This is a genomic window from Brevundimonas sp. UBA7664, from assembly GCF_002483305.1.
GTDB lineage: Bacteria > Pseudomonadota > Alphaproteobacteria > Caulobacterales > Caulobacteraceae > Brevundimonas.
In genome coordinates, this window is the sequence record NZ_DLHQ01000026.1 from 200,069 (window position 1) to 225,812 (window position 25,744).

At 69.0% G+C, this 25,744-nt stretch carries 29 protein-coding genes and 1 tRNA gene; 4 read left to right on the forward strand and 26 right to left on the reverse strand.

Annotated elements, in window-relative coordinates; genetic code table 11:
* The 19 genes from B2742_RS07035 to B2742_RS07125 form a co-directional block, all read right to left on the reverse strand.
* The coding region (locus B2742_RS07035) for a sodium/proton-translocating pyrophosphatase (protein ID WP_292064435.1) at positions 1 to 561 on the reverse strand (561 nt) is incomplete at its 3' end.
* Between the two features lie 174 nt (positions 562 to 735).
* Positions 736 to 1,152 carry a hypothetical protein gene (locus B2742_RS07040; protein WP_292064436.1) on the reverse strand — a complete coding sequence of 139 codons (417 nt, stop codon included), beginning with the start codon at positions 1,150 to 1,152 and terminating at the stop codon, positions 736 to 738.
* A 37-nt stretch (positions 1,153 to 1,189) separates the two neighbouring features.
* Positions 1,190 to 2,179, reverse strand: a complete 990-nt coding sequence (gene thiL / locus B2742_RS07045) for a thiamine-phosphate kinase (RefSeq protein WP_292064437.1) — start codon at positions 2,177 to 2,179, stop codon at positions 1,190 to 1,192.
* 2 nt (positions 2,180 to 2,181) lie between these two features.
* Complete coding sequence (nusB, locus tag B2742_RS07050) at positions 2,182 to 2,712, reverse strand: transcription antitermination factor NusB (RefSeq protein ID WP_292064438.1); 531 nt, start codon at positions 2,710 to 2,712, stop codon at positions 2,182 to 2,184.
* A complete protein-coding gene (gene ribH / locus B2742_RS07055; RefSeq protein ID WP_292064721.1) occupies positions 2,709 to 3,170 on the reverse strand; it encodes a 6,7-dimethyl-8-ribityllumazine synthase in 462 nt (153 codons plus the stop codon). Before ribH ends, nusB begins: the two co-directional genes overlap by 4 nt.
* Entirely contained in the window at positions 3,167 to 4,312 is a 1,146-nt protein-coding gene (gene ribB / locus B2742_RS07060) for a 3,4-dihydroxy-2-butanone-4-phosphate synthase (protein WP_292064439.1), read from the reverse strand. The genes ribH and ribB overlap by 4 nt, the downstream gene beginning before the upstream one ends.
* Entirely contained in the window at positions 4,312 to 4,902 is a 591-nt protein-coding gene (locus tag B2742_RS07065; protein ID WP_292064441.1) for a riboflavin synthase, read from the reverse strand. Before B2742_RS07065 ends, ribB begins: the two co-directional genes overlap by 1 nt.
* Positions 4,902 to 5,531 carry a RibD family protein gene (locus B2742_RS07070; RefSeq protein WP_292064442.1) on the reverse strand — a complete coding sequence of 210 codons (630 nt, stop codon included), beginning with the start codon at positions 5,529 to 5,531 and terminating at the stop codon, positions 4,902 to 4,904. Before B2742_RS07070 ends, B2742_RS07065 begins: the two co-directional genes overlap by 1 nt.
* On the reverse strand, positions 5,531 to 6,013 hold the full coding sequence (gene nrdR, locus B2742_RS07075; protein WP_292064443.1) for a transcriptional regulator NrdR: 483 nt from the start codon (positions 6,011 to 6,013) through the stop codon (positions 5,531 to 5,533). The genes B2742_RS07070 and nrdR overlap by 1 nt, the downstream gene beginning before the upstream one ends.
* A 7-nt stretch (positions 6,014 to 6,020) precedes the next feature.
* Complete coding sequence (glyA, locus tag B2742_RS07080) at positions 6,021 to 7,334, reverse strand: serine hydroxymethyltransferase (RefSeq protein ID WP_414633050.1); 1,314 nt, start codon at positions 7,332 to 7,334, stop codon at positions 6,021 to 6,023.
* Between the two features lie 36 nt (positions 7,335 to 7,370).
* The gene (locus B2742_RS07085; protein ID WP_292064446.1) at positions 7,371 to 7,571 is read right to left on the reverse strand and encodes a DUF6898 family protein; all 201 of its coding nucleotides are present in this window, start codon (positions 7,569 to 7,571) and stop codon (positions 7,371 to 7,373) included.
* Positions 7,543 to 8,769, reverse strand: a complete 1,227-nt coding sequence (gene hemA, locus B2742_RS07090; RefSeq protein WP_292064447.1) for a 5-aminolevulinate synthase — start codon at positions 8,767 to 8,769, stop codon at positions 7,543 to 7,545. Before hemA ends, B2742_RS07085 begins: the two co-directional genes overlap by 29 nt.
* 125 nt (positions 8,770 to 8,894) lie before the next feature.
* A complete protein-coding gene (gene mmsB, locus B2742_RS07095; RefSeq protein WP_292064449.1) occupies positions 8,895 to 9,800 on the reverse strand; it encodes a 3-hydroxyisobutyrate dehydrogenase in 906 nt (301 codons plus the stop codon).
* A gap of 79 nt (positions 9,801 to 9,879) precedes the next feature.
* Positions 9,880 to 10,632, reverse strand: a complete 753-nt coding sequence (locus B2742_RS07100) for a class I SAM-dependent methyltransferase (protein WP_292064451.1) — start codon at positions 10,630 to 10,632, stop codon at positions 9,880 to 9,882.
* Between the two features lie 4 nt (positions 10,633 to 10,636).
* Positions 10,637 to 11,404 carry a class I SAM-dependent methyltransferase gene (locus tag B2742_RS07105; protein ID WP_292064452.1) on the reverse strand — a complete coding sequence of 256 codons (768 nt, stop codon included), beginning with the start codon at positions 11,402 to 11,404 and terminating at the stop codon, positions 10,637 to 10,639.
* 52 nt (positions 11,405 to 11,456) lie between these two features.
* Positions 11,457 to 12,242, reverse strand: a complete 786-nt coding sequence (locus B2742_RS07110) for a class I SAM-dependent methyltransferase (protein ID WP_292064453.1) — start codon at positions 12,240 to 12,242, stop codon at positions 11,457 to 11,459.
* A gap of 62 nt (positions 12,243 to 12,304) precedes the next feature.
* Entirely contained in the window at positions 12,305 to 13,357 is a 1,053-nt protein-coding gene (locus B2742_RS07115) for an enoyl-CoA hydratase/isomerase family protein (RefSeq protein ID WP_292064454.1), read from the reverse strand.
* Positions 13,358 to 13,406: 49 nt separating this feature from the next.
* Positions 13,407 to 13,772, reverse strand: coding sequence for a hypothetical protein (locus B2742_RS07120; protein ID WP_292064455.1), 366 nt, complete (start codon positions 13,770 to 13,772; stop codon positions 13,407 to 13,409).
* 22 nt (positions 13,773 to 13,794) lie between these two features.
* A complete protein-coding gene (locus tag B2742_RS07125; protein ID WP_292064456.1) occupies positions 13,795 to 14,934 on the reverse strand; it encodes an isobutyryl-CoA dehydrogenase in 1,140 nt (379 codons plus the stop codon).
* 310 nt (positions 14,935 to 15,244) lie between these two features.
* Between B2742_RS07125 and hemB the strand changes: the two genes are divergently transcribed.
* A complete protein-coding gene (hemB, locus tag B2742_RS07130; protein WP_292064458.1) occupies positions 15,245 to 16,246 on the forward strand; it encodes a porphobilinogen synthase in 1,002 nt (333 codons plus the stop codon).
* Here the strand turns inward: hemB and B2742_RS07135 are convergent.
* Genes B2742_RS07135 through B2742_RS07155 form a run of 5 tightly spaced genes read right to left on the reverse strand, consistent with a single transcriptional unit; the run spans position 16,243 to position 20,275 of the window.
* A complete protein-coding gene (locus B2742_RS07135; RefSeq protein ID WP_292064459.1) occupies positions 16,243 to 17,046 on the reverse strand; it encodes an MBL fold metallo-hydrolase in 804 nt (267 codons plus the stop codon). The genes hemB and B2742_RS07135 overlap by 4 nt on opposite strands.
* Positions 17,043 to 17,831 carry a TatD family hydrolase gene (locus B2742_RS07140; protein WP_292064460.1) on the reverse strand — a complete coding sequence of 263 codons (789 nt, stop codon included), beginning with the start codon at positions 17,829 to 17,831 and terminating at the stop codon, positions 17,043 to 17,045. The genes B2742_RS07135 and B2742_RS07140 overlap by 4 nt, the downstream gene beginning before the upstream one ends.
* Positions 17,828 to 18,808, reverse strand: coding sequence for a DNA polymerase III subunit delta' (locus tag B2742_RS07145; RefSeq protein ID WP_292064461.1), 981 nt, complete (start codon positions 18,806 to 18,808; stop codon positions 17,828 to 17,830). The genes B2742_RS07140 and B2742_RS07145 overlap by 4 nt, the downstream gene beginning before the upstream one ends.
* Positions 18,805 to 19,431, reverse strand: a complete 627-nt coding sequence (tmk, locus tag B2742_RS07150) for a dTMP kinase (RefSeq protein WP_292064462.1) — start codon at positions 19,429 to 19,431, stop codon at positions 18,805 to 18,807. The genes B2742_RS07145 and tmk overlap by 4 nt, the downstream gene beginning before the upstream one ends.
* A gap of 37 nt (positions 19,432 to 19,468) precedes the next feature.
* Positions 19,469 to 20,275: a septal ring lytic transglycosylase RlpA family protein gene (locus tag B2742_RS07155; RefSeq protein WP_292064463.1), complete on the reverse strand. Its 807-nt coding sequence runs from the start codon at positions 20,273 to 20,275 to the stop codon at positions 19,469 to 19,471.
* 96 nt (positions 20,276 to 20,371) lie between these two features.
* Between B2742_RS07155 and B2742_RS07160 the strand changes: the two genes are divergently transcribed.
* Together B2742_RS07160 and B2742_RS07165 are read left to right on the forward strand one after the other, a co-directional pair.
* Positions 20,372 to 20,461, forward strand: a tRNA-Ser gene (locus B2742_RS07160).
* A gap of 315 nt (positions 20,462 to 20,776) precedes the next feature.
* The gene (locus B2742_RS07165; protein ID WP_292064464.1) at positions 20,777 to 21,478 is read left to right on the forward strand and encodes a Crp/Fnr family transcriptional regulator; all 702 of its coding nucleotides are present in this window, start codon (positions 20,777 to 20,779) and stop codon (positions 21,476 to 21,478) included.
* Between the two features lie 78 nt (positions 21,479 to 21,556).
* Here B2742_RS07165 and B2742_RS07170 read toward each other — a convergent pair whose 3' ends face one another.
* Positions 21,557 to 22,003, reverse strand: a complete 447-nt coding sequence (locus tag B2742_RS07170) for a pseudoazurin (protein ID WP_292064465.1) — start codon at positions 22,001 to 22,003, stop codon at positions 21,557 to 21,559.
* Positions 22,004 to 22,211: 208 nt separating this feature from the next.
* On the opposite strand from B2742_RS07170, the gene B2742_RS07175 reads away from it, so the two are divergent.
* Positions 22,212 to 24,452 carry an adenosylcobalamin-dependent ribonucleoside-diphosphate reductase gene (locus B2742_RS07175; protein WP_292064466.1) on the forward strand — a complete coding sequence of 747 codons (2,241 nt, stop codon included), beginning with the start codon at positions 22,212 to 22,214 and terminating at the stop codon, positions 24,450 to 24,452.
* A gap of 36 nt (positions 24,453 to 24,488) precedes the next feature.
* On the opposite strand, the gene B2742_RS07180 is transcribed toward B2742_RS07175, so the two are convergent.
* On the reverse strand, positions 24,489 to 25,691 hold the full coding sequence (locus tag B2742_RS07180) for a hypothetical protein (protein WP_292064468.1): 1,203 nt from the start codon (positions 25,689 to 25,691) through the stop codon (positions 24,489 to 24,491).
* Between the last annotated feature and the right edge of the window lie 53 nt (positions 25,692 to 25,744).

Sequence of the window (25,744 nt, forward strand, 5' to 3'; positions counted from 1 at the left end):
CTTGGTGAAGATGCCGCCGCCCAGACGGGCGAAGATCGAGATCAGCGAGGCGCCGAAGCCGAGGGCCACAAGACCGTCAATGACTTCACGGCTGGTCGGCTCGAAGCCCATGCCGGCCGTCAGGATGGCGTAGTAGCCGGCCACGCCCAGAAGCGCGCCGCCCGCCACGAACATGCCGGTGATGGCGCCCGAGCGGAAGGCCAGATCCAGACCCTTGCCGAGGCTCTCCGACGCAGCCTGCGCCGTACGGACGTTGGCCCGCACCGAGATCAGCATGCCGGCGAACCCGGCCAGGCCCGACAGGACCGCGCCGATGACGAAGCCGATGGCGGCCCATTCGCCGATCAGGAAATAGGCGGCGACCAGGATCACCACGCCGACCATGGCGATCGTGGTGTACTGCCGCCGCAGATAGGCCGAAGCGCCCTCCTGGATCGCCGCGGCGATCTCGCGCATCTTGTCGTTGCCGGTACTGGCCTTCATCAGCGAGGCGGTCTGGATCAGTCCATAGAGGACCCCCAGCGCGCCTGCGGCGATGACCAGCCACAGATAGTTGCTCATGACGTTTCCAAGTCCTGTGAATCAAAGGACGCCCGGTTCCTTGGCGCGGCGGGCGTTATTCGCCTCTTTCCGCCTTCCGGTCCCCCCGTGCGCAACGGACGCCTATCACGTCCATGGGGAATTGCGGCGGAAACGTGCCAAATGCCGGGGGCCGACGCAACAGGCGAATGTGGATCAGCGGGTCTGGACGCCGGTCCGTCGGCGCGGGGCCTGACTGACGATCTCGACGCGGGTGACCGCGCCGCGTCCGGCGATCGTGACGGCCGACCGCATCAGGCTGGCGGACAGGGCGGCCGTGTCGATTCGGGTCCAGTCATCCGCCACCACGAAGGGGGTGCGATGGCCGGCGCGAACGAGGGCGTCGCGGAGAAAGGCTTCCTTGGCGCGCATGGTCTCCGGTGTCGCCGAGCCGCCGAGATGCAGGCGCAGCGAAACGAAGACATAGTTGCGCAACCGCCCGCCCGCGATGATCGGCAGGCCGACGCCCGGCATGCTCAGGCTTTGGCCGCCCGCTGGCGCGTCTTCAGCCAGCGCCGCCGGAGCGACGGCGGAGAGGACGGCGGTGGCGGCGATGAGGTCACGACGGCGCATTCGGTCACCCTGACCGCGACGCCTTGAGAATTCGTTGTCAGCCGTGGGTGAATCCGGGCCGGGCGAAGGCGACCGGCTGGCCGCCGAAGCGCGCCGTGACGCCCTGCCCCGCCGTGACGCGGCCGATCCGGGTCAGACGCAGGTGCCGGCGTTCGGCCTCGCGGCGCAGCGCGGCCTCGTCGCGCGCGGAGGCGGTGAAGGCGATCTCATAGTCGTCGCCGCCGGTGACCAGCTTCTCCAGCGCCGCCTGTTCGTCGACGCGGCCGTCGAACCAGGCCTGGCCGGCGGCCGACAGCGGCACGGTCTCGAGGTCGATCTCGATCCGCACCTGTCCCGCCGCGGCCAGATGGCCGAGATCGGCGATCAGGCCGTCCGAAACGTCGATGGCGGCGCTGGCCATGTCGCGGATGGGCAGGGCGAAGTCGGTGCGCGGGGTCGGCGTCCGGTAGTGATCGGACAGGGCCGCGATCCGCTCGGGATCGAGCGACAGCCGCTCCTGTATCGCCTCAAGGCCCAGCCAGCCGTCGCCGATGGCGCCCGTGACGAAGACCAGATCGCCCACCCTGGCGCCGGCGCGTCCCACCGTGCGCCCCTTGGGGATCCAGCCGAGCAGGGTCATGGAAAAGGCGGCCGGTCCGGGCGTCGCCACCGTATCCCCGCCGATCAGGGCGACGCCAAAGGTCTTCTGATCGACCCGCAGGCCGTCGCAGAAGGTCATCCGCTCCGGCCAGCCGCAGCGCTCGGACCAATGGCAGGCCAGCAGATAGCCGAACGGTTCGGCCCCCTTGGCCGCGAGGTCCGACAGGTTCACGCGCATCAGCTTGCGCGCCACCGTGTCGAGCGGATCGGTGGGCAGGAAATGGACGCCCTCCACGATGGCGTCCTTGGTCAGGACCAGATCGTGGCCGGGCCGCGACGGCACCACGGCCACGTCATCCGCCAGGCCCCGGCCCCATTCCGGATGGGCCAGCGGCGCGAACAGCCGCCGGATGGTCTCGAACTCGCCGGCGACATCGACCGAGGGCATGGTCAGGCTTTCGGGCGGACGTCTCTGGCGACGCCGTCCAGCGCCGCATTGACGAATTTGGCCTCGGCGTCGTCGAAGAAGGCCTTGGCCAGCTCGACGTACTCGTCGATGACGATCTCGCGCGGCACGTCCTGACGGTCGCGCAACTCCCAGGCCCCGGCCCTCAGCAGGGCCCGCAGGGTCGAATCCAGCCGCTCCAGCCGCCAGTTCGAGGCCAGCCGCGCCTTGACCGCCGTGTCGATGTCGCGCTGGCCGCCGACCACGCCGCGCACGATCTCGGCGAAATAGTCCTCATCGGCCTCGGCCAGCGGCTCGCCCTCCATGTCGGAGTCGAAGCGGTGGTTGGAGAATTCCGCGATGACCGTATCCACGCCCTCGCCGGCCAGCTCCATCTGATACAGCGCCTGCACGGCGGCGAGGCGCGCCACCGTGCGCGCTCGCCGCTGACGGCTGGTCAGCTGCGGCTCGGCGCGCTGTTTTTCGGCCTCGGCGAGTTGCTCGAGCACGGACTTGAGGCTGGCGGGTTCGGTCACGCGCCCAGTCCTACGCGCAGCCGCTTGCGCAAGGCAATGAGGTCGAGACAGGCGCGGGCCGCGCCGCCGCCCTTGTCGCCTTCGCTGAGGCGGGCGCGGGCCCAGGCCTGGTCCTCGTCCTCGGTGGTCAGGATGCCGTTGCCGATCACCACGCCATTGAGCCCCAGATTGCGCAGGCCGGCCGCCGACTGATCCGCGACGATCTCGAAATGATAGGTCTCCCCGCGGATGACGCAGCCCAGCGCGACGAAGCCGTCATAGCGGGGGGCGGTCGGATACCGGCCGGCCTCGACCGCGAGCGCGATGGCCGTCGGGACTTCCAGCGCGCCCGGCACGGAGACGACATCGAACGATGCGCCCCGGGCGCGCAGGGCGTCCTTCGCCCCTTCCAGCAGGGCGTCGGCCAGACCGTCATAGAAGCGCGCCTCGACGATGAGGACGCGGGTGGGATCACTCAGGATTGGTCTTCTCCGTCCATGTCGCGCCAGCCGACGATGCGCAGGCCATAGCCCTCAAGCGCGGCGGGGTTGGGGCGGGTCGAACTCATCACGATCATGTCGCGCACCCCGAGATCCAGCAGGATCTGGGCCCCGACGCCGTAGTTGCGGATCGACCGGTCGACCGCGACCGGCTTTTCGACCCCCGCCAGCCGCTCGGCCAGGCCGTGCAGGTCCGGATCGCGCAGGAAGACGGTCACCCCCGCTCCCGGATGGTCGCTGATCACCTTGAGGGCCTTTGGAATATAGCTTTGCCGGGCCTCGACATGGCCGAGCAGGTCGGCGGCGAAATCGACCTGGTGCATCCGCACCAGCGTCGGCTTGCCGGGCTCGATCTGGCCGTGGACCAGGGCGACATGCTCGGCGCCCTCGATGGTGTTCCGGTACAGCATCAGCCGGAAAGGCCCGCCGTGGATGCTCTCGAACGGGGTATCCATGACCCGCTCGACATAGCGTTCGGTGCGACGGCGATAGGCGATCAGGTCGGCGATGGTGCCGATCTTCAGCCCATGCAGCTGGGCGAAGGCGACCAGGTCGGGCATCCGCGCCATCGAGCCGTCGTCGTTCATGATCTCGCAGATGACGCCGGCGGGCGTCAGCCCGGCCATGCGGCTGATATCGACCGCCGCCTCGGTGTGGCCGGTGCGGACCAGCACCCCGCCGTCGCGGGCGACCAGCGGGAAGACATGGCCCGGCGAGACGATGTCGTCCGCGCCCCGGGTGGGATCGGCGGCGACCTGGACGGTGCGGGCCCGATCCGCCGCCGAGATGCCGGTCGTGACCCCCTCCTTCGCCTCGATCGAGACGGTGAAGGCCGTGCCCATGCTTTCGCGATTCTCCGCGGCCATCGGCGGCAGGCGCAACTGGCGCGCCCGGTCGGCGGTGATGGCGAGGCAGATCAGCCCGCGCGCGTGGCGGGCCATGAAATTGATCTGGTCCGGCGTCGCGAACTGGGCCGGAATGATGATGTCGCCCTCGTTCTCCCGGTCCTCGGCATCGACGAGGATGTACGGCTTGCCGTTGCGGGCATCCTCGAGGATGTCCTCGATGGGGCTGATCGGGCTGTCGAACATGTTCGAGGCGAGATTGATTGTATTGGCCATCACGCCGTCTCCTGCCACCGCGCGAGGTATCGCGCCAGCATGTCGATCTCCAGATTGACCGCATCGCCCGGTTTCAGGGCGCCGAGCGTGGTCGCCTCCCAGGTGTGGGGGATGATGTTCAGCCCGAAGACCTCGCCCTCGACGGCATTCACCGTCAGCGACACGCCGTCGACCGTGATCGATCCCTTGGCGGCGATATAGCGGTGCAGCGGCGCGGGCGCGGCGATGTCGATCCGGTGCGACCCGCCCTCGGGCGTCACCGAGACGACCCGGCCCAGGCCGTCGACATGGCCCGAGACGATATGGCCGCCCAGTTCGTCGCCCAGTTTCGCGGCCCGCTCCAGATTGACCGGATCGCCCTCGCGCCAGTCGCCGAGCGTCGTCTTCGACAGGGTCTCGCCCGAGACCTCGACCGCGAACCAGCCCGGCCCCTTCTCGGTGACCGTCAGGCAGCAGCCCGCATGGCTGATCGAGGCGCCCAGATCGATCCCGCCCGTATCCCACGCGGTCTCGATCTCATAGCGGCGGTCGCGGTCGGTCTGCCTGACCGAACGGACGCGACCGATGTCTGTGACAATCCCGGTGAACATCAGAGCCTCTCGTAGCGCTCCCACAGGTCGTCACCGCAGGGCGCGACCGCAAGGCACCGGAACCGCGGGGCGTCCGAAAGCCGCGCCAGCGCCAGCGCCGCCACGCAGGGCCGTCCCTCCCCGCCCAGCAGGATCGGGGCGCGGAACCACTCCAGTCGGTCCACCAGGCCGGCGCGCAGAAAGGAGGCCGCCACCTGTCCACCGCCCTCGATCAGCACCGAGGCGGCGCCCTGGCGGCGGATGGCGGCCAGGGCCGCGGCGGGGCTCGGACGGCCCTCGACGGACTCGACCTGCTCCACCCTGGCCGAGCCCACCGGCCTCGGCTCACAGGCGGTCAGGATCAGACTGTCGCCGCCCGTCGCCACCTTCGCCGTGACGGGCGTGCGCAACCGGCTGTCCAGCACCACCCGCAGCGGCTGGTCCACCGAGCGGCCCGGCAGGCGCGCGGTCAGTTCAGGATCGTCCATCAGCACGGTTTCAACGCCGACCAGGATGGCGTCATGGGCCGCGCGCTGGCGGTGGCCTTCGAGACGGGCGGCCTCGCCGGTGATCCAGCGGCTTTCGCCGGAGGCGGTCGCGATCCGCCCGTCGAGAGAGGTCGCCAGCTTCAGGGTGACGCTCGGGCGCATCAGCGCGAACCGGACTCGTCGTCCTGTCCCTCGTTGAGGCCCTCGGCGCCGAGGAATTTGGCGAAGTCGCCGGTGTGGCGGAAGTCCTTGTAAACCGAGGCATAGCGGACGTAGGCCACCTCATCGACCGACTTCAGCGCCTTCATGATGAAGTCGCCGACGGTCGAGGACGGGATCTCGGTCTCGCCCAAGCTCTCGAGCTGGCGGGTGATGCGGCTGACCAGCTGTTCGATCTGTTCGGCCTGCACCGGGCGTTTGCGCAGGGCGACGTTCAGCGACCGCTCCAGCTTGTCGCGGTCGAACGGCGCGCGGCGGCCGTTGCGCTTCAGGATCATCAGCTCGCGCAGCTGCACCCGTTCGAAGGTGGTGAACCGCCCGCTGCACTGCGGGCAGGACCGACGGCGGCGGATGGCGGCGCCGTCATCCGACGGGCGGCTGTCCTTCACCTGGGTGTCCTGATGTCCGCAGAAGGGGCATTTCATCGCGGGTCTATCCGTAGATCGGGAAGCGGCGGGTCAGTTCGCGGACCTCGCCCGCCACACGTTGCGACACGCCGGCGTCGGCCTCGTCCGTGCCCTTCATCGAGTCGATCACGTCGGCGATCCAATGGCCGACCTGCTGGAACTCGCCCACGCCGAAGCCGCGGGTCGTGCCGGCGGGGGTGCCCAGACGGACGCCCGAGGTGACGGTGAACGGCGCCGTGTCGAACGGCACGCCGTTCTTGTTGCAGGTCATCAGGGCGTGTTCGAGCGCCGCCTCGGTGGCCTTGCCGGTCACGCCCTTGGGCCGCAGGTCGACCAGCATCAGATGGCTGTCGGTGCCGCCCGAGACGATGGCCGCGCCGCGCTCGACCAGTACCGCCGCCAGCGCCTGGGCATTGGTTACGACCTGCTTCGCATAGAGTTTGAACTCGGGCTTCAGCGCCTCGCCGAACGCCACGGCCTTGGCGGCGATGACATGCTCCAGCGGCCCGCCCTGCAGGCCCGGGAAGACGGCCGAATTGATCTTCTTGCCCAGCTCGATGTCGTTCGACAGCACCATGCCGCCGCGCGGTCCGCGCAGGGTCTTGTGCGTCGTGGTGGTGACGACGTGGGCGTGGGGCAGCGGATCGGGATAGACGCCGCCGGCGATCAGGCCGGCATAATGGGCCATGTCGACCATCAGATACGCCCCGACGCTGTCGGCGATCTCGCGGAAGCGTTTGAAGTCGATGTGGCGGCTGTAGGCGCTGGCCCCGGCGAGGATCAGCTTGGGCTTCTCCTTCTCGGCCATTTCGGCGACGTGGTCATAGTCGATCAGGCAGTCGCTCTCGCGCACCTTGTAGGTCACCGGCCGGAACCATTTGCCCGACTGGTTGGCGGGGGAGCCGTGGGTCAGGTGGCCGCCGGCGGCCAGATCCATGCCCAGGAAGGTGTCGCCCGGCGTCAACAGGGCCTGGAACACCGCCTGGTTGGCCTGGGCGCCCGAGTGCGGCTGGACGTTGGCGAAGGCGCAGCCGAACAGCTGTTTGGCGCGCTCGCGGGCGAGGGTCTCGGTGACGTCGACATATTCGCAGCCGCCATAGTAGCGGCGGCCGGGATAGCCCTCAGCGTATTTGTTGGTCAGGACGGACCCTTGAGCCTCCAGCACCGCCTTCGAGACGATGTTCTCGGAGGCGATCAGCTCGATCTGCTCCTTCTGCCGGCCCAGCTCGCCCTGGATGCCGCCGAAGATGTCGGGATCCGCCTCGGCGAGGCTCTTCGAGAAATAGTCGGCGTGGGTGAAGGCGGTCACGTTAAGTCCCCGAAAACTGCGGCGCTTCATTTAGGCCTGACCGCCGGGGACCACAACATCTTGTGGTCAGCGGGCGGCGAGGGCCCGCTTCAACTTGCCGATGGCGATGCGCTCCAGCCCGACGCGCTCGGCCACGGGTCCGATCGCCGACGCTTCAATGCCGGTCGCGACATGCACGGCCGAACATTTGAGATAGGCCCCGTTGCGGGTCAGCTCGACGATGACCTCGCCGATGTCGTCAGGCGACGGCAGGGAGGCGCGCCACATTGCAGTGGGTCCACAGCCGGTCCATGGCGCGGACGAGGTCGTCCATCATGGCGTCGGTGTGGTTGGGCGACGGGGTGAAGCGCAGCCGCTCGGTGCCCTTGGGCACGGTCGGATAGTTGATCGGCTGGACATAGACGCCGTGCTCTTCCAGCAGCATGTCCGAGATCATCTTGGCGTGGATCGGGTCGCCGACGAACACCGGGACGATGTGGCTGACCGAGTCCATCACCGGAATGCCGGCGGCCTTGAAGCGGGCCTTGAGCGTCGCGGCGCGCTCCTGATGCGCCACGCGCACCTCGGGATGGGCCTTGAGCCACCGCACCGAGGCCAGGGCCCCGGCGGTCAGGGCCGGCGGCAGGGACGTCGTGAAGATGAAGCCCGAGGCCCAGCTGCGCACCGCGTCGATGATCACCGCGTCGGCGGCGATGTATCCGCCCATGACGCCGATGGCCTTGCCGAGGGTGCATTCGACGATGTCGATCCCGTCCAGCACGCCGTCGCGCTCGGCCACGCCGGCGCCGGTCGCGCCGTACAGGCCGACGGCGTGGACCTCGTCGAGATAGGTCAGGGCGCCGTATTTGCGGGCCAGGGCGATGGTGCCGGCCAGGTCGGCGATGTCGCCGTCCATCGAATAGACGCTCTCGAAGGCGATCAGCTTGGGCGCATCGGCCGGCGCGTCGCGCAGCAGCCGTTCGAGGTGTTCCAGATCATTGTGGGCGAAGATGTGCCGCTCGCAGCCGCCGTTGCGGATGCCGGCGATCATCGAGGCGTGGTTCAGGCTGTCGGAGAAGACGATCAGGCCGGGCAGGATGCGCTGCAGCGTCGTCAGGGTCGCCTCGTTGGCGACATAGCCCGAGGTGAAGAGGAGCGCCGCTTCCTTCTGGTGCCAGCTGGCCAGCTCGGCTTCCAGATCGACCGCCGAACGGGTTGTGCCGGAGATGTTGCGGGTGCCGCCGGCGCCGGCGCCGACCTGGTCGATCTCGGCCTGCATGGCCTCCAGCACCTCGGGGTGCTGGCCCATGCCGAGATAGTCGTTAGAACACCAGACGATGACGTCCTGCTCGGCGCCGTCCTCACGACGCCGGATCGCCTTCGGAAACTGGCCGCGCACGCGCTTCAGGTCGGCGAAGACGCGGTAGCGCCCCTCTCCCTTGACCTGCTCGACGGCGGTCCCGAATGCGGCCTTGTAATCGAACAAGCGGACAGCTCTGCTGGCGACGAAAACTTGCCGCGTGATGCGCTGATCAGGCTGATTTGTCCATGAATCCGGCCGGACAAAACGCCGCAAACCCCTAATTGATAACGGTTCTCACAAACTCGACCTCAACCCTTCGGCAGGTCGTCCAGCTTGCCGCGCAGCATCTGCAGGATGGCCGAGAAGTCGCGGCCGCCGTAGCCGAGGCCGTTGAACATCTGGAACAGGGCCTCGGTCTGGGCCCCCAGCGGCGTCGAGGCGCCGGATTTGGCGGCGGCGTCCTGGGCCAGTTTCAGGTCCTTGAGCATCATCGCCGTGGCGAAGCCGCCGTCATAGTTGCGGTTCGAGGGCGCGGTCGGCACCGGGCCCGGCCAGGGATAGTAGGTGGTCGTCGACCAGCTCTGCCCGGACGACTTGGCGACGATGTCGAACATCTTGACCGGGTCCAGCCCCAGCTTCTCGGCCAGGCCGATGGCCTCACAGGTGCCCAGCATGGTGATGCCGAGGATCATGTTGTTGCAGATCTTGGCCGCCTGCCCCGCTCCATGATCACCGGCGCGGAAGGTGGCGCGGCTCATCGGCTCCAGCGCCGCCTCGATGCGGGCGAAGTCGGGCGCGTCGCAGCCGACCATGAAGGCCAGGGTGCCCGCGTCCGCCGCCATGGTCCCGCCGGACACCGGGGCGTCGGCGATGGCGTAGCCGGCGTCCCGGGCCAGGCCGGCGACCTTGCGGGCCGTGTCGACGTCGATGGTTGAACAGTCGAGCAGCAGGGTCGACGTCGGCGCCACGCCGATCACCTGCTCCGAATAGACCTTCAGCACATGCTGGCCCGCCGGCAGCATGGTGATGACGACGTCCGCGTCCCTGACCGCCTCCGCCACCGACCCGACGGGCGTACAGCCGGCGGCGGCGGCGCGGTCCAGCGCGGCCTGCGACAGGTCGAAGGCGGCGACGGCGTGACCGGCCTTGGCCTGGTTGGCCGCCATGCCCCCGCCCATGTTGCCGAGGCCGATGAAGGCGATCTTGTGGGTCATGGCGACGTCTCCCGATTGCTTTGGCGGGAGGGTTAGCCGCTCGCCGACGCCGTCGCCAGCACCCGTAGAGGGTTTTTGATCAGCCCGGCTTCCTGAAGCGCAGCGTGAACTGGCTGGTGCGGCCCCGGATCGCAGGGGCGAAGACGCTGGCGGTCAGGGGATCGTCGGGGTTGGCCAACAGGTCGCTCTCTCCGTCCAGCACGAAGCCGGCGCCGGTGATGGCGTCGATGACCGCCCGCCGCTCGATCCGGTGCTGCTGTCCCGCGCCGCCCAGCCCGGTCCCGGCGGCCGCATGGTGGTCGATCACCAGATAGATCCCGCCCGGCTTCAGCGCCGCGAACACCGCCCGGTCGAAGGCGGCGCCCGTGCCATCGGCGGCGAACGGGCCGTAGAGGTCGTGGTAGTTCTGGACCGTGAAGACCAGATCCAGCGGCTCGGGCGCGGCGAAGTCACGGGTCGGGGCCGAGACGACGCTGACATTGCCCATGCCGGGCTCCGCCGCCGCGGCCTGGATTTCGGTCAGGAAGGCCGGCCGCATCCGCACGATCTCGGCCGGCTGATACGCCAGCACATGGCCGGCCGGCCCCACCGAGCGGGCGAGGATGCGGGTGAAATAGCCGCCGCCCGGCATATATTCGCCGACCCGCCAGCCTTCGTGGACGCCGGCGAAGGCCAGGACTTCAGCCGGTAGGCGCGAGGCGTCACGCTGCCGGTCCGTCTCCGGTCTTCCCGCGTCGGCGACCGCGGCCCGGATATGAGACCCGGCCTCCTGCGCCGCCGCCGGGGCGATGAAGGCCAGAAGAGCGGTCAGAATCAGGACGGATCGGCGCATCGTCTCAGCCCGGCTTGCGGAACCGCAGCATGAACTGGCTGGTGCGGCCCCGGATCGAGGCGTCGAAGACGCTGGCGGTGCGGGGATCCTCGGCATTGGCCAGGATGGCGCTCTCTCCGTCGAGCACGAAGCCGGCGGCGAGCACCTCGCGTTTGACGGCTTCAACGTCGATGCGGTGGACCGTGTCGGCCGCGGTCAGGGGCGCGCCGGCGACCGCGTGGTGGTCGATGACGACATACAGACCGCCCGGCTTCAGGGCGCGGAAGACGGCGGCGTTGACGCGCGAGGCTGTGTCGGCCGGGGCGATGTTCAGGTGCAGGTCGTGATAATTCTGGGCGGTGAAGACCAGGTCCAGCCCCATCGGAAAGTCCGGCGCGCCCATCGATGAGCGAATTCCGTCCACATTGGCCAGGGCGTCGACCGCCGTCAGGCTTTCGCCATAGCTGGCCTGAAAGGCGATGAACTCGGCCGGCTGCCAGGCCGTGACCCGACCCCCGGGCCCGACGGCGGCGGAGAAGATGCGGGTGAAATAGCCCCCGCCGATGATCATGTCGGCGATCTTCTGCCCCGGCCGGACCCGGGCGAAGGCGAGGGTCTCGGCGGTGTGGCGCGCTTCGTCGCGGGCGCGGTCATCGGCGGGTCGCGAGGATCCGGCCAGGGCCGCGGCGTAGTCGGCGGGCGCGGGCGGCGCGCCTTCGCCCATGGCGCCCATGCAGGCCGCCGAGGACAGGGCGAGGGCCGCCACGGCCGCGAGCATGATGGAACGACGCATCAGAATCTCCCCTTGCGCCCGGACGGCGCGGATGGCGCAACCCGGGCCGGTCTCAGCCGGGTTTGCGGAAGCGATAGACGAACTGGTCGGTCCGGCCGCGGATGGCCGCATCGAAGACATTGATGGTGCGGTCGTCTTCGGGATTGGCCACGGCGGTGGATTCGCCGTCGAAGACGAAGCCCGCCGCCTCGACCTCGCGGCGCAGGAAGGCGCCCTCGATCCGGTGCAGCGACTGGACCTCCGTATTGGTCGTGCCTGCGCGTCCGGAATGGTCGATGACGATGTAATATCCGCCGGGCTTCAGGGCCGCGAAGACGGCGCGGTTCATCTCCGCGACGTCCACCCCGAAGGCCGGGATGTGGAAGTCGTGGTACTCTTGGGCCATGAAGATCATGTCCAGCGGCTCCGGAAAGCTCATGGAATCCAGATCGCCGTTGAGCCGCGTCACATTCGGATAGGCGGCGGCCAGGGCGTCGCCGAACGCGTTCTCACGCGCGGCGGTCCGGTTGGGCACGAAGGCGTAGACCCTGCCCGTATCGCCGGCGACGCGGGCGAACAGCCGGGTGAAGTATCCCTCCTCCGGGCGGATGTCGGCGATCTTCTGACCGGGCGCGACCATGGCGAAGGCCAGCATCCGGTCGGGATGCCGCAGCGGATCACGCGCGACCTCATCCGCCGGACGCAGGGGATCGACGATGGCCGCGCGTTGCAGCTCGGCCAGGGCCAGGGCCTGGTAGGTGCGGGTCGCCTGACGGTCGCCGCGCCCGGCCCAGGGCTCCGAGGCGCAGCCGCCCAGCGAGACGGCGATGACGGCGGCGGCGAGCAGCGATTTCAGCATGACGGTCCCCGGAAGCGATGGCCAAGCTACGCCCCGAATGTACCGGCGATGCAAGGGCCGATCTAGGCCAGAGGCGTCCATTCCTGCCCCGCCGGCAGGGGCGCGAACAGGCGATCGAGGTCGGCCTCGCTGACGCCCGACAGGTCGGCGGGCGACCAGTTCGGCGTATTGTCCTTGTCCACCACCACGGCGCGGACGCCTTCCTGGAAGTCGTGGGTCCGGACCACGCGACCGCCGAGCCGGTATTCCAGCGCCATGTTCCCGGCGAAGGTGGGCATGGCCGCGCCGAGCCGCAGTTGCCGCAGCGTGACCTTGAGCGATTGCGGCGACTTGGTCTTCAGCGTCGCCAGCTGGGCCAGCGCCCAGTCCGAGCCGTCCGCCGCCAGCGCGGCGAAGATCTCCTCCACCGTATCAAAGGCGAACAGACGGTCGATGGCGGCCAGATGGGCCTCGACGGGAGCTTCGCCCGGGTCCGCCTCAAGACCGTCGGCGACGTCGATCGGATGGGCCGGATCGGCGGCGAGGATGAGACGGAAGGCGTCCAGCGCGTCCGCCGGCAGAAAGTGGCTGTGGATGCCGAGGAAGACCGTGTCCGCCGCCTTGAGCCGCGCCCCGGTCAGGGCCAGCCAGACGCCGGTCTGCCCGGGCAGGCGCGGCAGGAACCAGCCGCCGCCGACGTCGGGGAACAGGCCGATGCCGGTCTCGGGCATGGCGTAGGTGGTGCGTTCGGTGGCGATGCGGACGTCGGCCGGCTCGCTGATCCCCACGCCGCCGCCCATGACGATGCCGTCGACGATCGCGGTGATCGGCTTGGGGTATTCGAACATCAGATGGTTCAGTCGGTACTCGACCTTGAAGAAGGCCTTCGCCTCCGAGGCGTCCCCCGCCCCGCTTTCGGCGATCATCCGGATGTCGCCGCCGGCGCAGAAGCCACGCTCGCCGGCATGGTCGATCAGCACGGATTTGACGGCATCGTCTTCGCGCCAGGCCAGCAGGGCCTCGGTCATCGCCTCGCACATGGCGCGGTTCAGCGCGTGCAGCGCCTTCGGCCGGTTCAGGGTGATGCGGCCCACGCCGGATTCGACGCGGGCCAGGACTTCGGATTCGGCGCTCATGCGGCAGCGTCTAGGGGGCTGACGCGCACGGGTCCAGTGCCGCGGGCCTTTAGTCGGGCCACGCCGTGGGCTCGCAGGGCTGGGCGCCGGCGCAAGCCCATATCAGGAATGTCGTGGTGTCGCCGGGCTGGATCAGGCCTTGCTGGATACGACTGCCCGGAAGCCGCCTCATGACCTCGCGGCCGAAGCGCGTCCTGCGGGGCGAAACCCGGTCAATGCGGCAGTCCAGAAGGCGGCCTTCGTCACCCGCCGTGCAGGTTATCAGCGCCTGAACGACCCCGCTTTCGCCCTCGGGATAGTCGGGAATCGGTCGCCGTTCCCACGCCGGCGCGCCCCACTGACGCGGCTCCCTCAGTTCCCCGGCCGGATCTTGAGGCGCTGCGAACAGGGTCGCAGCCATCAACAGTTCGATCATTCGCCAGTCTCCCGCCTACTGCCTACTGCCGCAACATCTCCCGCGCCGTGATCACCCGCATGATCTCGTTGGTGCCCTCGAGAATCCGGTGCACCCGCAGATCGCGCACGATCCGCTCCAGCGGATAGTCCTTCAGATAGCCGTAGCCGCCGTGCAGCTGCAGGGCCTCGTCGGCGATCTGGAAACAGGCGTCCGTGGCGAACCGCTTGGCCATGGCGCACCATTTGGTCGCCTCGGGGTGGCGCGTGTCCAGCGCCCAGGCGCCGCGCAGCACCAGCAGGCGGCAGGCCTCCAGCTGGGTCGCCATATCGGCCAGTTTGAACTGGGTATTCTGGAAGTCTGACAAAGGCTTGCCGAACTGTTTTCGCGTCGTGACGTAGGCTTGGGTCGTCTCCAGCGCCAGCCGCGCCCCGCCCAGCGAACAGGCGGCGATGTTCAGCCGGCCGCCGTCCAGACCCATCATGGCGTAGCGGAAGCCGTCGCCTTCCTTGCCCAGCAGATTGGCCGCCGGGATGCGGCAGTCGTCAAAGGCGACGATGGCCGTGGGCTGGCTGTTCCAGCCCATCTTCCTCTCCTGCGCGCCGAAGCTCAGGCCCGGCGCGTCCTTCTCGACCACGAAGGTGGAGATCCCCTTGGGCCCGTCCTGTCCGGTCCGGGCCATGACCACATAGACGTCGGACGTCCCCGCCCCCGAGATGAAGGCCTTGGAGCCGTTCAGCACCCAGTGATCGCCGTCCAGCTTCGCCGTGGTGCGCAGGCCCGCTGCATCCGACCCGGAACCCGGCTCGGTCAGGCAGTAGCTGGCGATCAGCTCCATGGTCGTCAGCCGCGGCACATAGCGGCCGCGCAGCTCGTCCGACCCGAATTTGTCGATCATCCACGTCGCCATGTTGTGGATCGAGATGAAGGCCGCGGTGGAGACGTCGCCGCGCGACAACTCCTCGAAGATCAGCGCCGCCTCGACCCGGCCCAGGGCCATGCCGCCGTGCTCCTCGCCGGTGTAGATGCCGCAGAAGCCCATTTCGGCGGCGTGTTTCATCACCTCGACGGGGAAATGTTTGGTCTCGTCCCATTCGGCGCTGTGCGGGGCCAGTTCGGCCTCGGCAAACTGCCGGGCCGCATCCTGGATGGCGCGCTGGTCGTCGTTGAGGGCGAAGTCCATGAAAGCTCCCGTCGCGTCGGCGGCCTCTGCCGGACCGTTCGCCGTGCTTCTAGCCAACCGCTCGCGCGGCGTCACCCACAACCCAACGTCCGATTCTGACGCAGCGACGTGCCAGCCTGTTCGCCGTCAGCCGGTGTAGAGGCGCACGAAGCGAACGGTGTGAACGGTGTGAACGGTATTTTCCGGACAGACACGGCGCGTTCTTCGTACGGCTCGCGCCGCGCTTTTCACTTCGGAACCGGCCGGCGCAGGCAGGTCAAACGCTTCGCAGCCTGTTTTCCCCGACCTCCAACCCGCCTATGACCCCTGCATGACCCAGCCTTTCGCCCCCGCCGCCTTTCCCTACGCCCGTCCCCGCCGCCTGCGCAGCAGCCCGTGGGTGCGCCGGCTGGTGGCCGAGACCGTCCTGACGCCCGCCGATCTGGTCTGGCCGCTGATCGTCCACGACGGCGCCGAGGACCGCATTGCGGTCGCGTCCATGCCCGGCGTCTTCCGCCTGTCGCCGAAAGCCGCCGCCGCCGCCGCCGTCGAGGCCCGCGACCTCGGCATTCCCGCCGTGGCCCTGTTTCCCAATGTCGACGGAGCCATCAAGGACGCCATCGGCACGGGCGCGACCGACCCGGACGGCCTGATCCCCGCCTGTATCAAGGCCATCAAGGACGCGGCCCCGGAGATCGGCGTCATCACCGACGTGGCGCTGGACTGCTACACCGACCACGGCCACGACGGCGTGGTCGAGGACGGCCGTATCCTCAATGACGCCAGCCTCGAGCGCCTCGCCGAACAGGCCTTCATTCACGCCCATGCGGGCGCCGATGTGGTCGCCCCCTCGGATATGATGGACGGCCGGGTGCAGGCCATCCGCGAGGCGCTGGAGGCGAACGGCTTCCACGACACCCTGATCCTGTCCTACGCCGCCAAATACGCCTCGGCCTTCTACGGCCCCTATCGCGACGCCGTCGGGTCCGCGAAAGCGCTGACCGGCGACAAGAAGACCTACCAGATGGACTACGCCAACTCCGACGAGGCCCTGCGCGAGGTGGCCATGGACATCGCCGAGGGCGCCGACGCGGTCATGGTCAAGCCGGGGATGCTGTATCTCGATATTGTTCAGCGGGTTAGCGAGACATTCAAAGTTCCCACCTTCGCCTACCAGGTGTCGGGAGAGTACGCGATGATGCGGGCCGCCATGGCCAATGGCTGGCTTGAGGAGGACCGCGCCATCCTCGAAAGCCTGCATGCGTTCAAGCGCGCGGGCGGTGCCGGGGTCCTGACCTATTTCGCCCCCCAGGCGGCGCGGCTGCTGGGCTAGAGCCGGACGCTCCAGCCATCATATGCGACCTCGACATTTTCGGGAACTATCGCCGACAACGTCTTGTAATCAAGATCAATATGAAGATTGGTCAGCACCGCCTTCGTTACCCCTGACCGGGCGATCCAGTCCAGCGTCCGCTCGACATGAGCGTGGGTCGGGTGCGGCGTCCAGCGCAGGGCGTCGACGATCCAGAGGTCGCAGCCCCGCACCGCCTCGATCGCCGCCTCGCCCAGGTCGGATACGTCGCTGGAATAGGCCACCGGCCCGATCCGGTAGCCCACCGACCGGATCGGGCCGTGCGCCTGGTCGAAGGTGACCACCGGCACCTCGCCCCCGGCCCCGCTCACCGACCACGGCGTCCCGTGCGGCGGGACCGGCATGGCGTCGAGGATCACCGGATAGCCCTCAACGCTCTCGAAGATGTAGGGGAAACGCGCCGTCAGCGCCGCTTTGGTCGCCGCGTCCATCCACGCCGGAATCCGCCGCCGCGTCCGCATGGCGAACACCCGCAGGTCATCAATCCCGTGCGTCTGGTCGGCGTGGTCGTGGGTGTAAAGCACCGCGTCCACATGCCGGACCCCCGCCGCCAGCATCTGCGCCCGCAGGTCCGGCGAAGTGTCGATCAGCACGCTGGTCGCGCCGCCCGGCCCATGCCCGCGCACCAGCAGCGAACAGCGCGTGCGGAAATTCTTCGGCTCGGCCGGATCGCAGTCGCCCCAGTCCCCATCCCCGCGCGGCACGCCCCCTGACGAGCCGCAGCCGAGGATCACGACCTCCAGCTCGCCTGCGGCGCTCATGCGCCCTCCGGTCGTGGAATCCGGTCGAACAGGGCGAAGAAGGCCTCCGTCGTGCGCGCCTCGGCTTCGCCCCGGCCCCAGCCGCGGATCTCGGCCAGCTTGTCCAGCACATGGGTCACAAAGGCCGGTTCGTTGCGCCGCCCCCGGTGCGGCATCGGCGCCAGATAGGGGCAGTCGGTCTCGACGATGATCCGGTCCGCCGGCATGCCCTTGATGATCTCGCGCACGTCCGCCGCCGCCTTGAAGGTGGCGATGCCCGACACTGAAAACCACGCCCCCAGTTCCGCGGCCTTTTCCGCCAGTTCCGGACCGCTGGTGTAGCAGTGCATCAGGAAACGGAACGGCCCGTCGGCCTGCTCTTCGGCCAGAATTCCGGCCATGACATCGTCGGCCTCGCGCGTATGCACGACCAGCGGCAGGCCGGTCCGGCGGGCGGCGTGGATATGGGTCCGGAACACCGCCGCCTGCACGTCTCGCGGGCTGAGATCATAGTGAAAGTCCAGACCGCATTCGCCGATGCCGATCACCCGTGGCCGCCCGGCCAACTCGACCAGCCGGTCGGCGGTCAGGTCGGCGTGATCCTTCGCTTCATGCGGATGGGCCCCGACGGTGCACCAGATGTCGTCATGGGCCATGGCCAGGCCGTGGGTGGCCTCGAACGTCGACAGCTTGTCGGAGATCTCGACCATCATCTGCACCCCGGCCTCGCGGGCGCGGAGGATGACGGCGTCGCGGTCCTCGTCGAACTGGGGCGCGTGCAGATTGACGTGGCTGTCGATGATCATCCGCCGCCCGCCTTGACGCGCTGCAGATCGGCCAGCGCCCCCGCCAGCACATCGCCGCGATCCAGATTGATCGCCGCGGCGCGGTCGGGCAGTTCGGACAGACGCGACCACAGCTCGGCCCAGCGCGCGCCGGAGGCCCCCTCCTCCAGCGCCCGCACCTTCACCGCCGCGCTCAACCGGTCCATCAGGGTCTCGAACCGCTCCTGCCCCTCGGGGCCCCTGAATTTGTCGCCCACAGCGAGAGCCTCGGCGCGGTCGACGGTCGGCGCCGACACCCAGGCCTGGGCCAGCTGGTCCGCGTCCAGCGTCGCCCCGGAGGCCAGGGCCAGCGCCCGTCCCGGCGAACCGCCCGCCATGCCGGCGATCCGCACCGCCTCGGCCGAGCTCACGCCCGTACGGTTGCGCGCCAGCTCCTCCAGCGCGTGCAGCGGCCAGACCGGAAAGGCCAGCCGGCGGCAACGCGAGCGGATGGTCGCCAGCAGCCGGCCCGGCGCATGGGTGACCAGGAACAGCACGCCCCGTTCCGGCGGCTCCTCCAGAACCTTGAGCAGGGCGTTGGCGGCATTCAGGTTCAGATCGTCGGCGGCGTCGATGATGGCCACGCGATAATGCGCCTGCGACGGGCTCTTGGAGAAGAACTCGGGCAGGTCGCGGGCCTGGTCGACCGAGATCGACTTCTTCGTCTTGCCGCCCTCGACGGCGCGCTCCAGCACCAGCAGATCGGGATGGGACCGGGCCGTGACCAGCCGCGCCACCGGGTCATCCGGGCTGGTCCCCAGCGGGCCGCGCGTCGGATCGGGCGCCGCGCCCAGCAGGCGGCGGGCGGCGCGGTAGGCGAAGGTCGCCTTGCCCGAACCCTCGGGCCCGCACAGCAGCCAGGCATGGTGCAGCCGGCCCTTGCCGAACGCGTCCAGAAAGGCGGCCTCGGCCGCTGCGTCGGGGATCAGGTCGAACCGGTCGCGCGGGTGCTCGCTCACGGCAGCCGCGCCTCGACGGCGGCCCACACCCGGGCGGCCACCGCGTCCTGGTCCCCGTCGGCGTCGATGATGACGCAGCGGTCGGAATGGGCGGCGGCGATGTCGAGAAAGCCGCGCCGCAAACGCGCGTGGAATTCCAGCCCCTTGGACTCGAACCGCGTCTCGAACAGGCCGCGCCCGAAAGCCCGCTCCAGCCCGACCTCGACCGGAAGGTCGAAGATCAGGGTCAGGTCCGGCTGGGTCGCCCCGACGATGGCGGCGTCCAGCGATTCTATGAACGCGGCCGACGTACCGCCGCCCACGCCCTGGTAGGCGCGGCTGGAATCGGCGAACCGGTCGCACACCACCCAGCGTCCGGCCTCCAGCGCCGGGCGTATGGTGCGCTCCAGATGGTCCGATCGGGCGGCGTACATCAGCAGGGTCTCGGTCATCGGCGACCAGCGCCCGGCGTCTCCGTTCAGGGCGATGGCGCGGATGTCCTCGGCCCCGGGCGAGCCGCCCGGTTCGCGGGTCTGGACGACCTCCAGGTCACGCGCACGCAGCCGTTCGACCAGCCGCGCGGCCTGGGTCGACTTGCCCGTCCCCTCGCCGCCTTCGAACGTAATGAATCTGCCCTGGGTCACCGACGCACAATGGCGACGGCGGGCGATCAAGCAAGCCTCAGCGCGCCGATATCAACAGGGCGTCGGCGTATCCGCGCGCGATCACGGCCTGGCGCGACCGCTCGGCGGCGTTGGGATCCGGCCATGGGCCGACCAGGACGCGGAACAGGCCGTCGTCCATGCCCGCGTCCACCGTGGCCTGGTCGCCGAGCTGGTCGGCGACCCGGCGTGCGGCCCGCCGGTCGGAGAAGGCGCCGGCCTGGATCCAGTAGGCGCCGCCTTCGGTCCGGGGCGGGGCCCGGGTGACGGGCGCGGGCGGCTCCACCCCGGCGGTCGCGTATTGCAGCGTGGTCCCGCCGCCGGTGCGCGGCGCACGGCCCAGATAACGCACCCTGACCTCGCCCACCCCGGCGTTCAGCATGCCCAGGGCCTCGGCCGAGCCGCGCGAAAGATCGATGATCCGGTTGTCGACGAAGGGGCCGCGATCGTTGACCCGGACCACGATGCGCCGGCCGTTGGCCAGGTTCGTCACCTCGACCAGACCGGGCAGCGGCAGCGTCTTGTGGGCCGCCGTCAGGGCATTCATGTCGAACCGTTCGCCGGTGGCGGTGGGCCGCCCGTTGAACTGGTCGCCGTACCAGGAGGCCAGGCCGGTTTCGTCATAACCGGGCTGTTCGGCCGGCTGATACCAGCGGCCGCGCACCTGATAACGGCGCATGGTGCCGGAGACGATCGGCGCCGGATCGGTCACCACGGGCAGGCGCGCCGCCTCGGGCCGGGCCACGCCGGCGCAGGCGGCGACCATCGACAGCAGGCCCGCAACCAGCAGCCCCCTGAACACTCTCCCGCAAAAAATATCCGCCATGGCCCTGCCCCTGAAGGCGATCAGCATGGCAAAGGACATTTCCGCTTTGGTTAACGCCGCGTTTGGCGCTATGCGGCCAGTCCGCTCGAGGAACACGGACAGGTGGCCGAGTGGTTTAAGGCAGCGGTCTTGAAAACCGCCGTAGGTGAAAGCCTACCGTGGGTTCGAATCCCACCCTGTCCGCCACGAACTATACTGCCCACACACGCGTTGTGTAAATTATTGATGGCTGGCGCATCAATATCGTTCGTCTCTGATACGCGCTTTTGAGCGACGGATTTAGATAATGTATCACATTATTACTGATATTTCTTCTGCGGATATTATCCGTTTTCTTTAGTCTCGTTATTTCCGAGACTTAGCAGGGTTATTATACCTGTTGTTCGAATCTGCGCCTGCCCTTCGGGAGTGCTCCCTAGGGGTTTTTCCGGAGTCGACGCCGCGCCCCGCAATCGATCTGGTGGGCGGGTCGTCGCCGTCGGCGGTCCCCGGATTCGTCCCATGCCCGTCGCTTTCGATATCGAGATCCTGAGGCGCTCCGAGATGTTCGCCGGCCTGGCGCCCGAGGCGCTGCAGGCCGTCGTTGAGGGGGGTTCGGTTCGGCGACTGTCAGCCGGAACCCGCATCTTCGCCCAGGGAGACCCGGGCGTCAGCGGCCACAGCCTGCTGGAGGGTCGGGTCAAGATCGTCCAGACCCGGGCCGACGGGGGGCAGGCGGTGCTTCGCTTTATCGGCCCCGGCGAAATGTACGGCACGGTCGCCGCCCTGATGAATCAGGCCTTTCCCGCCGACGCCGTCGCGGTGGTCGACAGCGTCGAAATCTGGTGGACCATCCCCACGCTCCGCCAGCTCATCCGGCGGCATCCCGAAATCGGGCTGCGCTCGACGGCGGCGGCCGGCGCACGACTGATGGATCTGCAGAGCCGGATGGGTGAAATGACCGGCGAGCGGGTGGAGCAGCGGATCGCGCGCACCCTGCTGCGCCTGATGGAGAAGGCCGGCCGGCCCACCGAGGCCGGCATCGAGATCGATTTTCCGATCACGCGTCAGGACCTCGCGGAAATGGCCGGCTCCACCCTGCATACGGTCAGCCGGACCCTGGCCGCGTTCGATCAGCGCGGCGTGACCGGAAGCGCCCGGCGGCGGATCATCGTGCGCGACCCTCGCGCCCTGACCCAGCTCGCAAGAAACGGCGCCGGCTGATCCTTCGGCATCCGGCCCAGCAGCGACACGGCCGACGGCCGGCCCCTGAAGGCCGCCCCTCAGCCGCGCCGGACCGGATCAGCGTATCTGGCCGAGCATCGCGGTAAACCGCCGACGTGCGAGCGGCGGCGTGCGGGCGACAGCCGTGCGAACCGCTTCAACGTTGGACACAGCCGGTCCCACCTGGATCAGCCCGACCATGCCCATGCTGTAGTGGGGCGCGCATTTGACGCCATAGACGCCGGGTTGGGTGACCCGCAGGACGAACTCCCGCCCCATCGCGCCCCGTTGGACCGTCGCGCCGGCCGGGATCATCCCGGCGATTGTCTCTGCGTTATGACCCGGATTGGTGGGGACGAAGCGGATCGTGTCGCCAGGACGCGCCTGAACGAACGCAGGCGAGAAGACCATGGCGCCGCCCGGCCCGCTGTTCAGCATCTGCACGACGTGTTCGCCCGCGGCGGCCGAACCGGCGGCGAACAGCATCGCGCCGGCGCAGACCATGGGGAGAAGTTTCGGGAACATGACTTGGACCTTCAAGAAGAATGCGCGAGTTGTTCGCGGCACGGTCCTGTTTTAGTTCCGGTGATCTTCCGAACGTTGCGTCGGAACAAACACCGGGCTCCGTAGATTCACGGATGGCGCGGCGAAAACACCGCGCGCACGCGTCATTGCGCCCGAACAATCTATCACCGGCGAGAATCGGCGAGCCTTTGCGGGAAGGAGACTTCCCATGGCGTTCGACAACCCGCTCGCGGCCGACATCTGGTCCAGCAAATACCGCTTCAACCCCAGCGAAGGCGCCGGCGACGACACCGTCGAACAGACATGGGCCCGGGTGGCGGCGGCGATCGCCGAAGCCGAGACGCCGAAGCTGAGGCGCCACTGGCGCGAGCGGTTCGCCGAGGCCCTGTCCGACTTCCAGTTCCTGCCCGCCGGCCGGATCATGGCCGGGGCCGGCACCGGCCGCGCCGTGACCCTGTTCAACTGTTTCGTCATGGGCACGGTGCCGGACGACCTGAACGGCATCTTTGACGCCGTGCGCGAGGCCGCCGTGACCATGCAGCAGGGCGGCGGCGTCGGCATGGACTTCTCGACGATCCGGCCGTCAGGGGCGCCGGTGAAAGGCGTCGGCGCCGACGCCTCGGGGCCGCTCAGCTTCATGGACGTGTGGGACTCGATGTGCCGCACCATCCTGTCGGCCGGCCAGCGGCGCGGCGCCATGATGGGCTGTCTGCGCATCGACCACCCCGACATCGAGGCCTTCATCGACGCCAAGCGCGACCCGGTCCGGCTGAGGAATTTCAACGTCTCGGTGCTGGTTCCCGACGCCTTCATGCACGCCCTCGAGGCGGGCGCGGACTGGCCGCTGATGTTCGGCGGCGAGACCTACCGGACCGTGCCGGCCCGGGACCTGTGGGGCCGCTTGATGCAGGCGACCTACGATGTCGCCGAACCGGGGGTGATCTTCATCGACCGGGTCAATGAGCGGAACAATCTCGCCGGGGTCGAGACCATCTCGGCCAGCAACCCGTGCGGCGAGCAGATGTTGCCGCCCTACGGCGCCTGCCTGCTGGGATCGATCAACCTGGCGCGGCTGGTGAACAGCCCATTCGATCCCGGGGCGACGCTGGACGAGGAGCGGCTGGGCGAACTGACGCGCGTCGCCATCCGCTTCCTCGACAACGTCATCGACGTCTCGCGTTTCCCGCTCGAGGCCCAGGCCAGCGAGGCGCGGGCCAAGCGGCGGCTCGGCCTCGGAGTCACCGGCCTGGCCGACGCGCTGGTGTTCTGCGGCATTCCCTATGGCGGCGAGGCGGCGGCCGAAACCACGCGACGCTGGCTCGGCGTCATCAAACGCGAGGCCTACCGCGCCTCGGCCGAACTGGCCGCCGAGAAAGGCCCCTACCCGCTCTACGATTCCGTCGTGCTGGACCGCCCCAACCTGCTTGAGCTGGATGAGGAGACCCGCGCCCTGATCGCCCGGCACGGGCTGCGCAACGGCTGCCTGACCTCGATCGCCCCGACCGGAACCACCTCGTTGATGGCGGGCAATGTCTCGTCCGGCGTCGAGCCGGTGTTCGCCTTCGCCTACACCCGCAAGGTGCTTCAGCCAGACGGTTCGAAGCGCGAGGAGGCGGTCGAGGACTACGCCCTGACCGTGTGGAAACGGCTGCACGGCGACGCCCCGCCGCCCGCAGACTCTTTCGTCACCGCCCAGACCCTGAGCCCCGCCGAGCATCTGCGCATGCAGGCGGCGGCCCAGGCGATGATCGACAGCTCCATCTCCAAGACCGTCAACTGCCCCGAGGACATCGCCTTTGACGATTTCGCTGACGTCTATGTCGAAGGCTGGCGGCTGGGCTGCAAGGGCCTGACCACCTACCGGCCCAACGCCGTCACCGGTTCGGTGCTGTCGGCCACACCGGCCGTCGTTCCGGCCCCGGCCTCGCCCGCTGAAATCCGCCTCAGTCCGCGCCCCGAGTCCCTCTCCGGGTCGACCTACAAGATCAAATGGCCCGACAGTCCGCATGCCGTCTACGTCACCCTCAACGACGTCGAGGGCCCCGACGGCCCGCGCCCGTTCGAGATCTTCGTCAACTCCAAGAACATGGAGCACTACGCCTGGACCCTGGGCCTGACGCGGATGATCTCGGCGGTCTTCCGGCGTGGCGGCGACGTCTCCTTCGTGGCCGAGGAGCTGAAGGCGGTGTTCGAGCCGCGCGGCGGCGGCTGGATCAACGGCCGCTATGTGCCGTCGCTGCTGGCGGCGATCGGCGGGGTCATCGAGCGCCATCTGGCGAGGGACGTAGCCGCCTGCGCGGACCATGACCCTGGCGAGGGCGCCCCTTCCCCCGCGCCGGCGAGCGGGGCGGGTTCGAAGACCTGTTGTCCACGCTGCGGCACGCCCGGCCTGGTCCGCAAGGAAGGCTGCGACACCTGTTTCGACTGCGGCTATTCGAAATGCGGCTAGGCTGAACCGGAGGGGGCGATGACCGCTCCCTCCGGTTCAGTAGCGGTATTCCAGGCTCATCCAGGCCTTGTCGGCGTCGCCGAAGGCGGGATGGCTGCCCACGAAATGGGCCGCCTTCAGCTCGACTGACCAATGGCGATCGATCGGCAGGGCGGCGGACAGGTCCAGTTCCTGGCCCAGATCGAACGCGCCGTCGGCGTCCTGGAAGACGTGCGCCTCTGCGGTCAGCCGGACGGTCCGGCCCCAGGCCGGAACGCCGAGATGGCCGCGCAGGAACAGGTCGCGGATGCCGAACGCCGGCGTGGTGGTGATGACATCGGACCAGCCAAGGAAGCCGTGGCCCGTACCCAGCGGCGTCTGGAAGCCCGAGAGGCCATCGCCGTCGAACCGCTCATAGCCGAGACCCGCGGACCAGCGCGACGTCTGCAGCCCCACCGCCGCCGCCTGGAAATTCAGCGCATAGTCGTTGGGATTGGACCCGTTGTCGGACTGCACCGCATATTCGCCGGCCCAGGTCAGCGACAGCTCGTCGGCCACCGGCCGCGACCCGGTCAGCCGCGCGCCGATCGTGGTCGATGACTGCGCCGGCGCATTGTCCAGATCGATGGCGAGACCGAACGCGCTCAGCCGCCCGACGGGCGTGTCCGCCGCGGCCTGCAGCAGGTGGATGCCGCCCCGCCAGACCCCTTGCGCATGTTCATGGCCCAGCGGGCGCTGGACCCGGTCGGCGAACACCCAGGTCAGGGTGACGGGCTTCAGCGCCGTGGTGGTCATCCTGACGGCGTCGAAGGTCTGTTCGTTCTGACGCCAGCCGACATTGCCGACGAACCGGCTGTTGCCGACGACCAGCCGCTGCCGTCCGGCCACGACCTCCGTGTCCGGCAAGCCGGTCCACCGCACCTGCGCCCGGTTCAGTTCCAGCGTCTCCCCGTCGGCGACGGCCGGGCGGCCGGGGACGGGATCAACCGGGGCGGAATAGCGATCGTCCAGCACCGCGACCCCCTCTCCCTCGACGAGCAGTTGCAGACCATGCATCGTCGACGACCGCCAGCCGAGCCGGGCCCGCAGGGTCAGCGCATGGGCCTGGTCGACAAAGCCCTGCTGGTCGACCGTCTCGCTCCGCAGACGCGTCTCGAACAGGATGCGGGCGCCCGTGTCGTCCACAGCCGTCTGGGCCGCGACCGCTGCGGGGACCGCCGCGAGCGCGAAGGCCAGGGCCGCGGCGCGTCTCATCGTCATCGTCTGTCTCCGGCTGAAAAAGGACGGCCGCCGGGGACATCCCCGGCGGCCGC

Excerpts from the sequence above, each read along its gene's own strand:
- B2742_RS07135 (WP_292064459.1), bottom strand. The coding sequence starts at position 17,046 with ATGAGCGCCGCAGGCGAGCTGGAGGTCGTGATCCTCGGCTGCGGCTCG.
- glyA (WP_414633050.1), bottom strand. The coding sequence starts at position 7,334 with ATGAAGCGCCGCAGTTTTCGGGGACTTAACGTGACCGCCTTCACCCAC.
- B2742_RS07120 (WP_292064455.1), bottom strand. The coding sequence starts at position 13,772 with ATGATCGAACTGTTGATGGCTGCGACCCTGTTCGCAGCGCCTCAAGAT.
- B2742_RS07175 (WP_292064466.1), top strand. The coding sequence starts at position 22,212 with ATGGCGTTCGACAACCCGCTCGCGGCCGACATCTGGTCCAGCAAATAC.
- B2742_RS07140 (WP_292064460.1), bottom strand. The coding sequence starts at position 17,831 with ATGATCATCGACAGCCACGTCAATCTGCACGCGCCCCAGTTCGACGAG.
- hemB (WP_292064458.1), top strand. The coding sequence starts at position 15,245 with ATGACCCAGCCTTTCGCCCCCGCCGCCTTTCCCTACGCCCGTCCCCGC.
- B2742_RS07070 (WP_292064442.1), bottom strand. The coding sequence starts at position 5,531 with ATGCGCCCGAGCGTCACCCTGAAGCTGGCGACCTCTCTCGACGGGCGG.
- B2742_RS07170 (WP_292064465.1), bottom strand. The coding sequence starts at position 22,003 with ATGTTCCCGAAACTTCTCCCCATGGTCTGCGCCGGCGCGATGCTGTTC.
- mmsB (WP_292064449.1), bottom strand. The coding sequence starts at position 9,800 with ATGACCCACAAGATCGCCTTCATCGGCCTCGGCAACATGGGCGGGGGC.
- B2742_RS07110 (WP_292064453.1), bottom strand. The coding sequence starts at position 12,242 with ATGCTGAAATCGCTGCTCGCCGCCGCCGTCATCGCCGTCTCGCTGGGC.
- B2742_RS07155 (WP_292064463.1), bottom strand. The coding sequence starts at position 20,275 with ATGGCGGATATTTTTTGCGGGAGAGTGTTCAGGGGGCTGCTGGTTGCG.
- B2742_RS07100 (WP_292064451.1), bottom strand. The coding sequence starts at position 10,632 with ATGCGCCGATCCGTCCTGATTCTGACCGCTCTTCTGGCCTTCATCGCC.
- B2742_RS07165 (WP_292064464.1), top strand. The coding sequence starts at position 20,777 with ATGCCCGTCGCTTTCGATATCGAGATCCTGAGGCGCTCCGAGATGTTC.
- thiL (WP_292064437.1), bottom strand. The coding sequence starts at position 2,179 with ATGCCCTCGGTCGATGTCGCCGGCGAGTTCGAGACCATCCGGCGGCTG.
- B2742_RS07040 (WP_292064436.1), bottom strand. The coding sequence starts at position 1,152 with ATGCGCCGTCGTGACCTCATCGCCGCCACCGCCGTCCTCTCCGCCGTC.
- nrdR (WP_292064443.1), bottom strand. The coding sequence starts at position 6,013 with ATGAAATGCCCCTTCTGCGGACATCAGGACACCCAGGTGAAGGACAGC.
- B2742_RS07085 (WP_292064446.1), bottom strand. The coding sequence starts at position 7,571 with ATGTGGCGCGCCTCCCTGCCGTCGCCTGACGACATCGGCGAGGTCATC.
- B2742_RS07105 (WP_292064452.1), bottom strand. The coding sequence starts at position 11,404 with ATGCGTCGTTCCATCATGCTCGCGGCCGTGGCGGCCCTCGCCCTGTCC.
- ribB (WP_292064439.1), bottom strand. The coding sequence starts at position 4,312 with ATGGCCAATACAATCAATCTCGCCTCGAACATGTTCGACAGCCCGATC.
- B2742_RS07065 (WP_292064441.1), bottom strand. The coding sequence starts at position 4,902 with ATGTTCACCGGGATTGTCACAGACATCGGTCGCGTCCGTTCGGTCAGG.
- B2742_RS07180 (WP_292064468.1), bottom strand. The coding sequence starts at position 25,691 with ATGACGATGAGACGCGCCGCGGCCCTGGCCTTCGCGCTCGCGGCGGTC.
- B2742_RS07125 (WP_292064456.1), bottom strand. The coding sequence starts at position 14,934 with ATGGACTTCGCCCTCAACGACGACCAGCGCGCCATCCAGGATGCGGCC.
- B2742_RS07115 (WP_292064454.1), bottom strand. The coding sequence starts at position 13,357 with ATGAGCGCCGAATCCGAAGTCCTGGCCCGCGTCGAATCCGGCGTGGGC.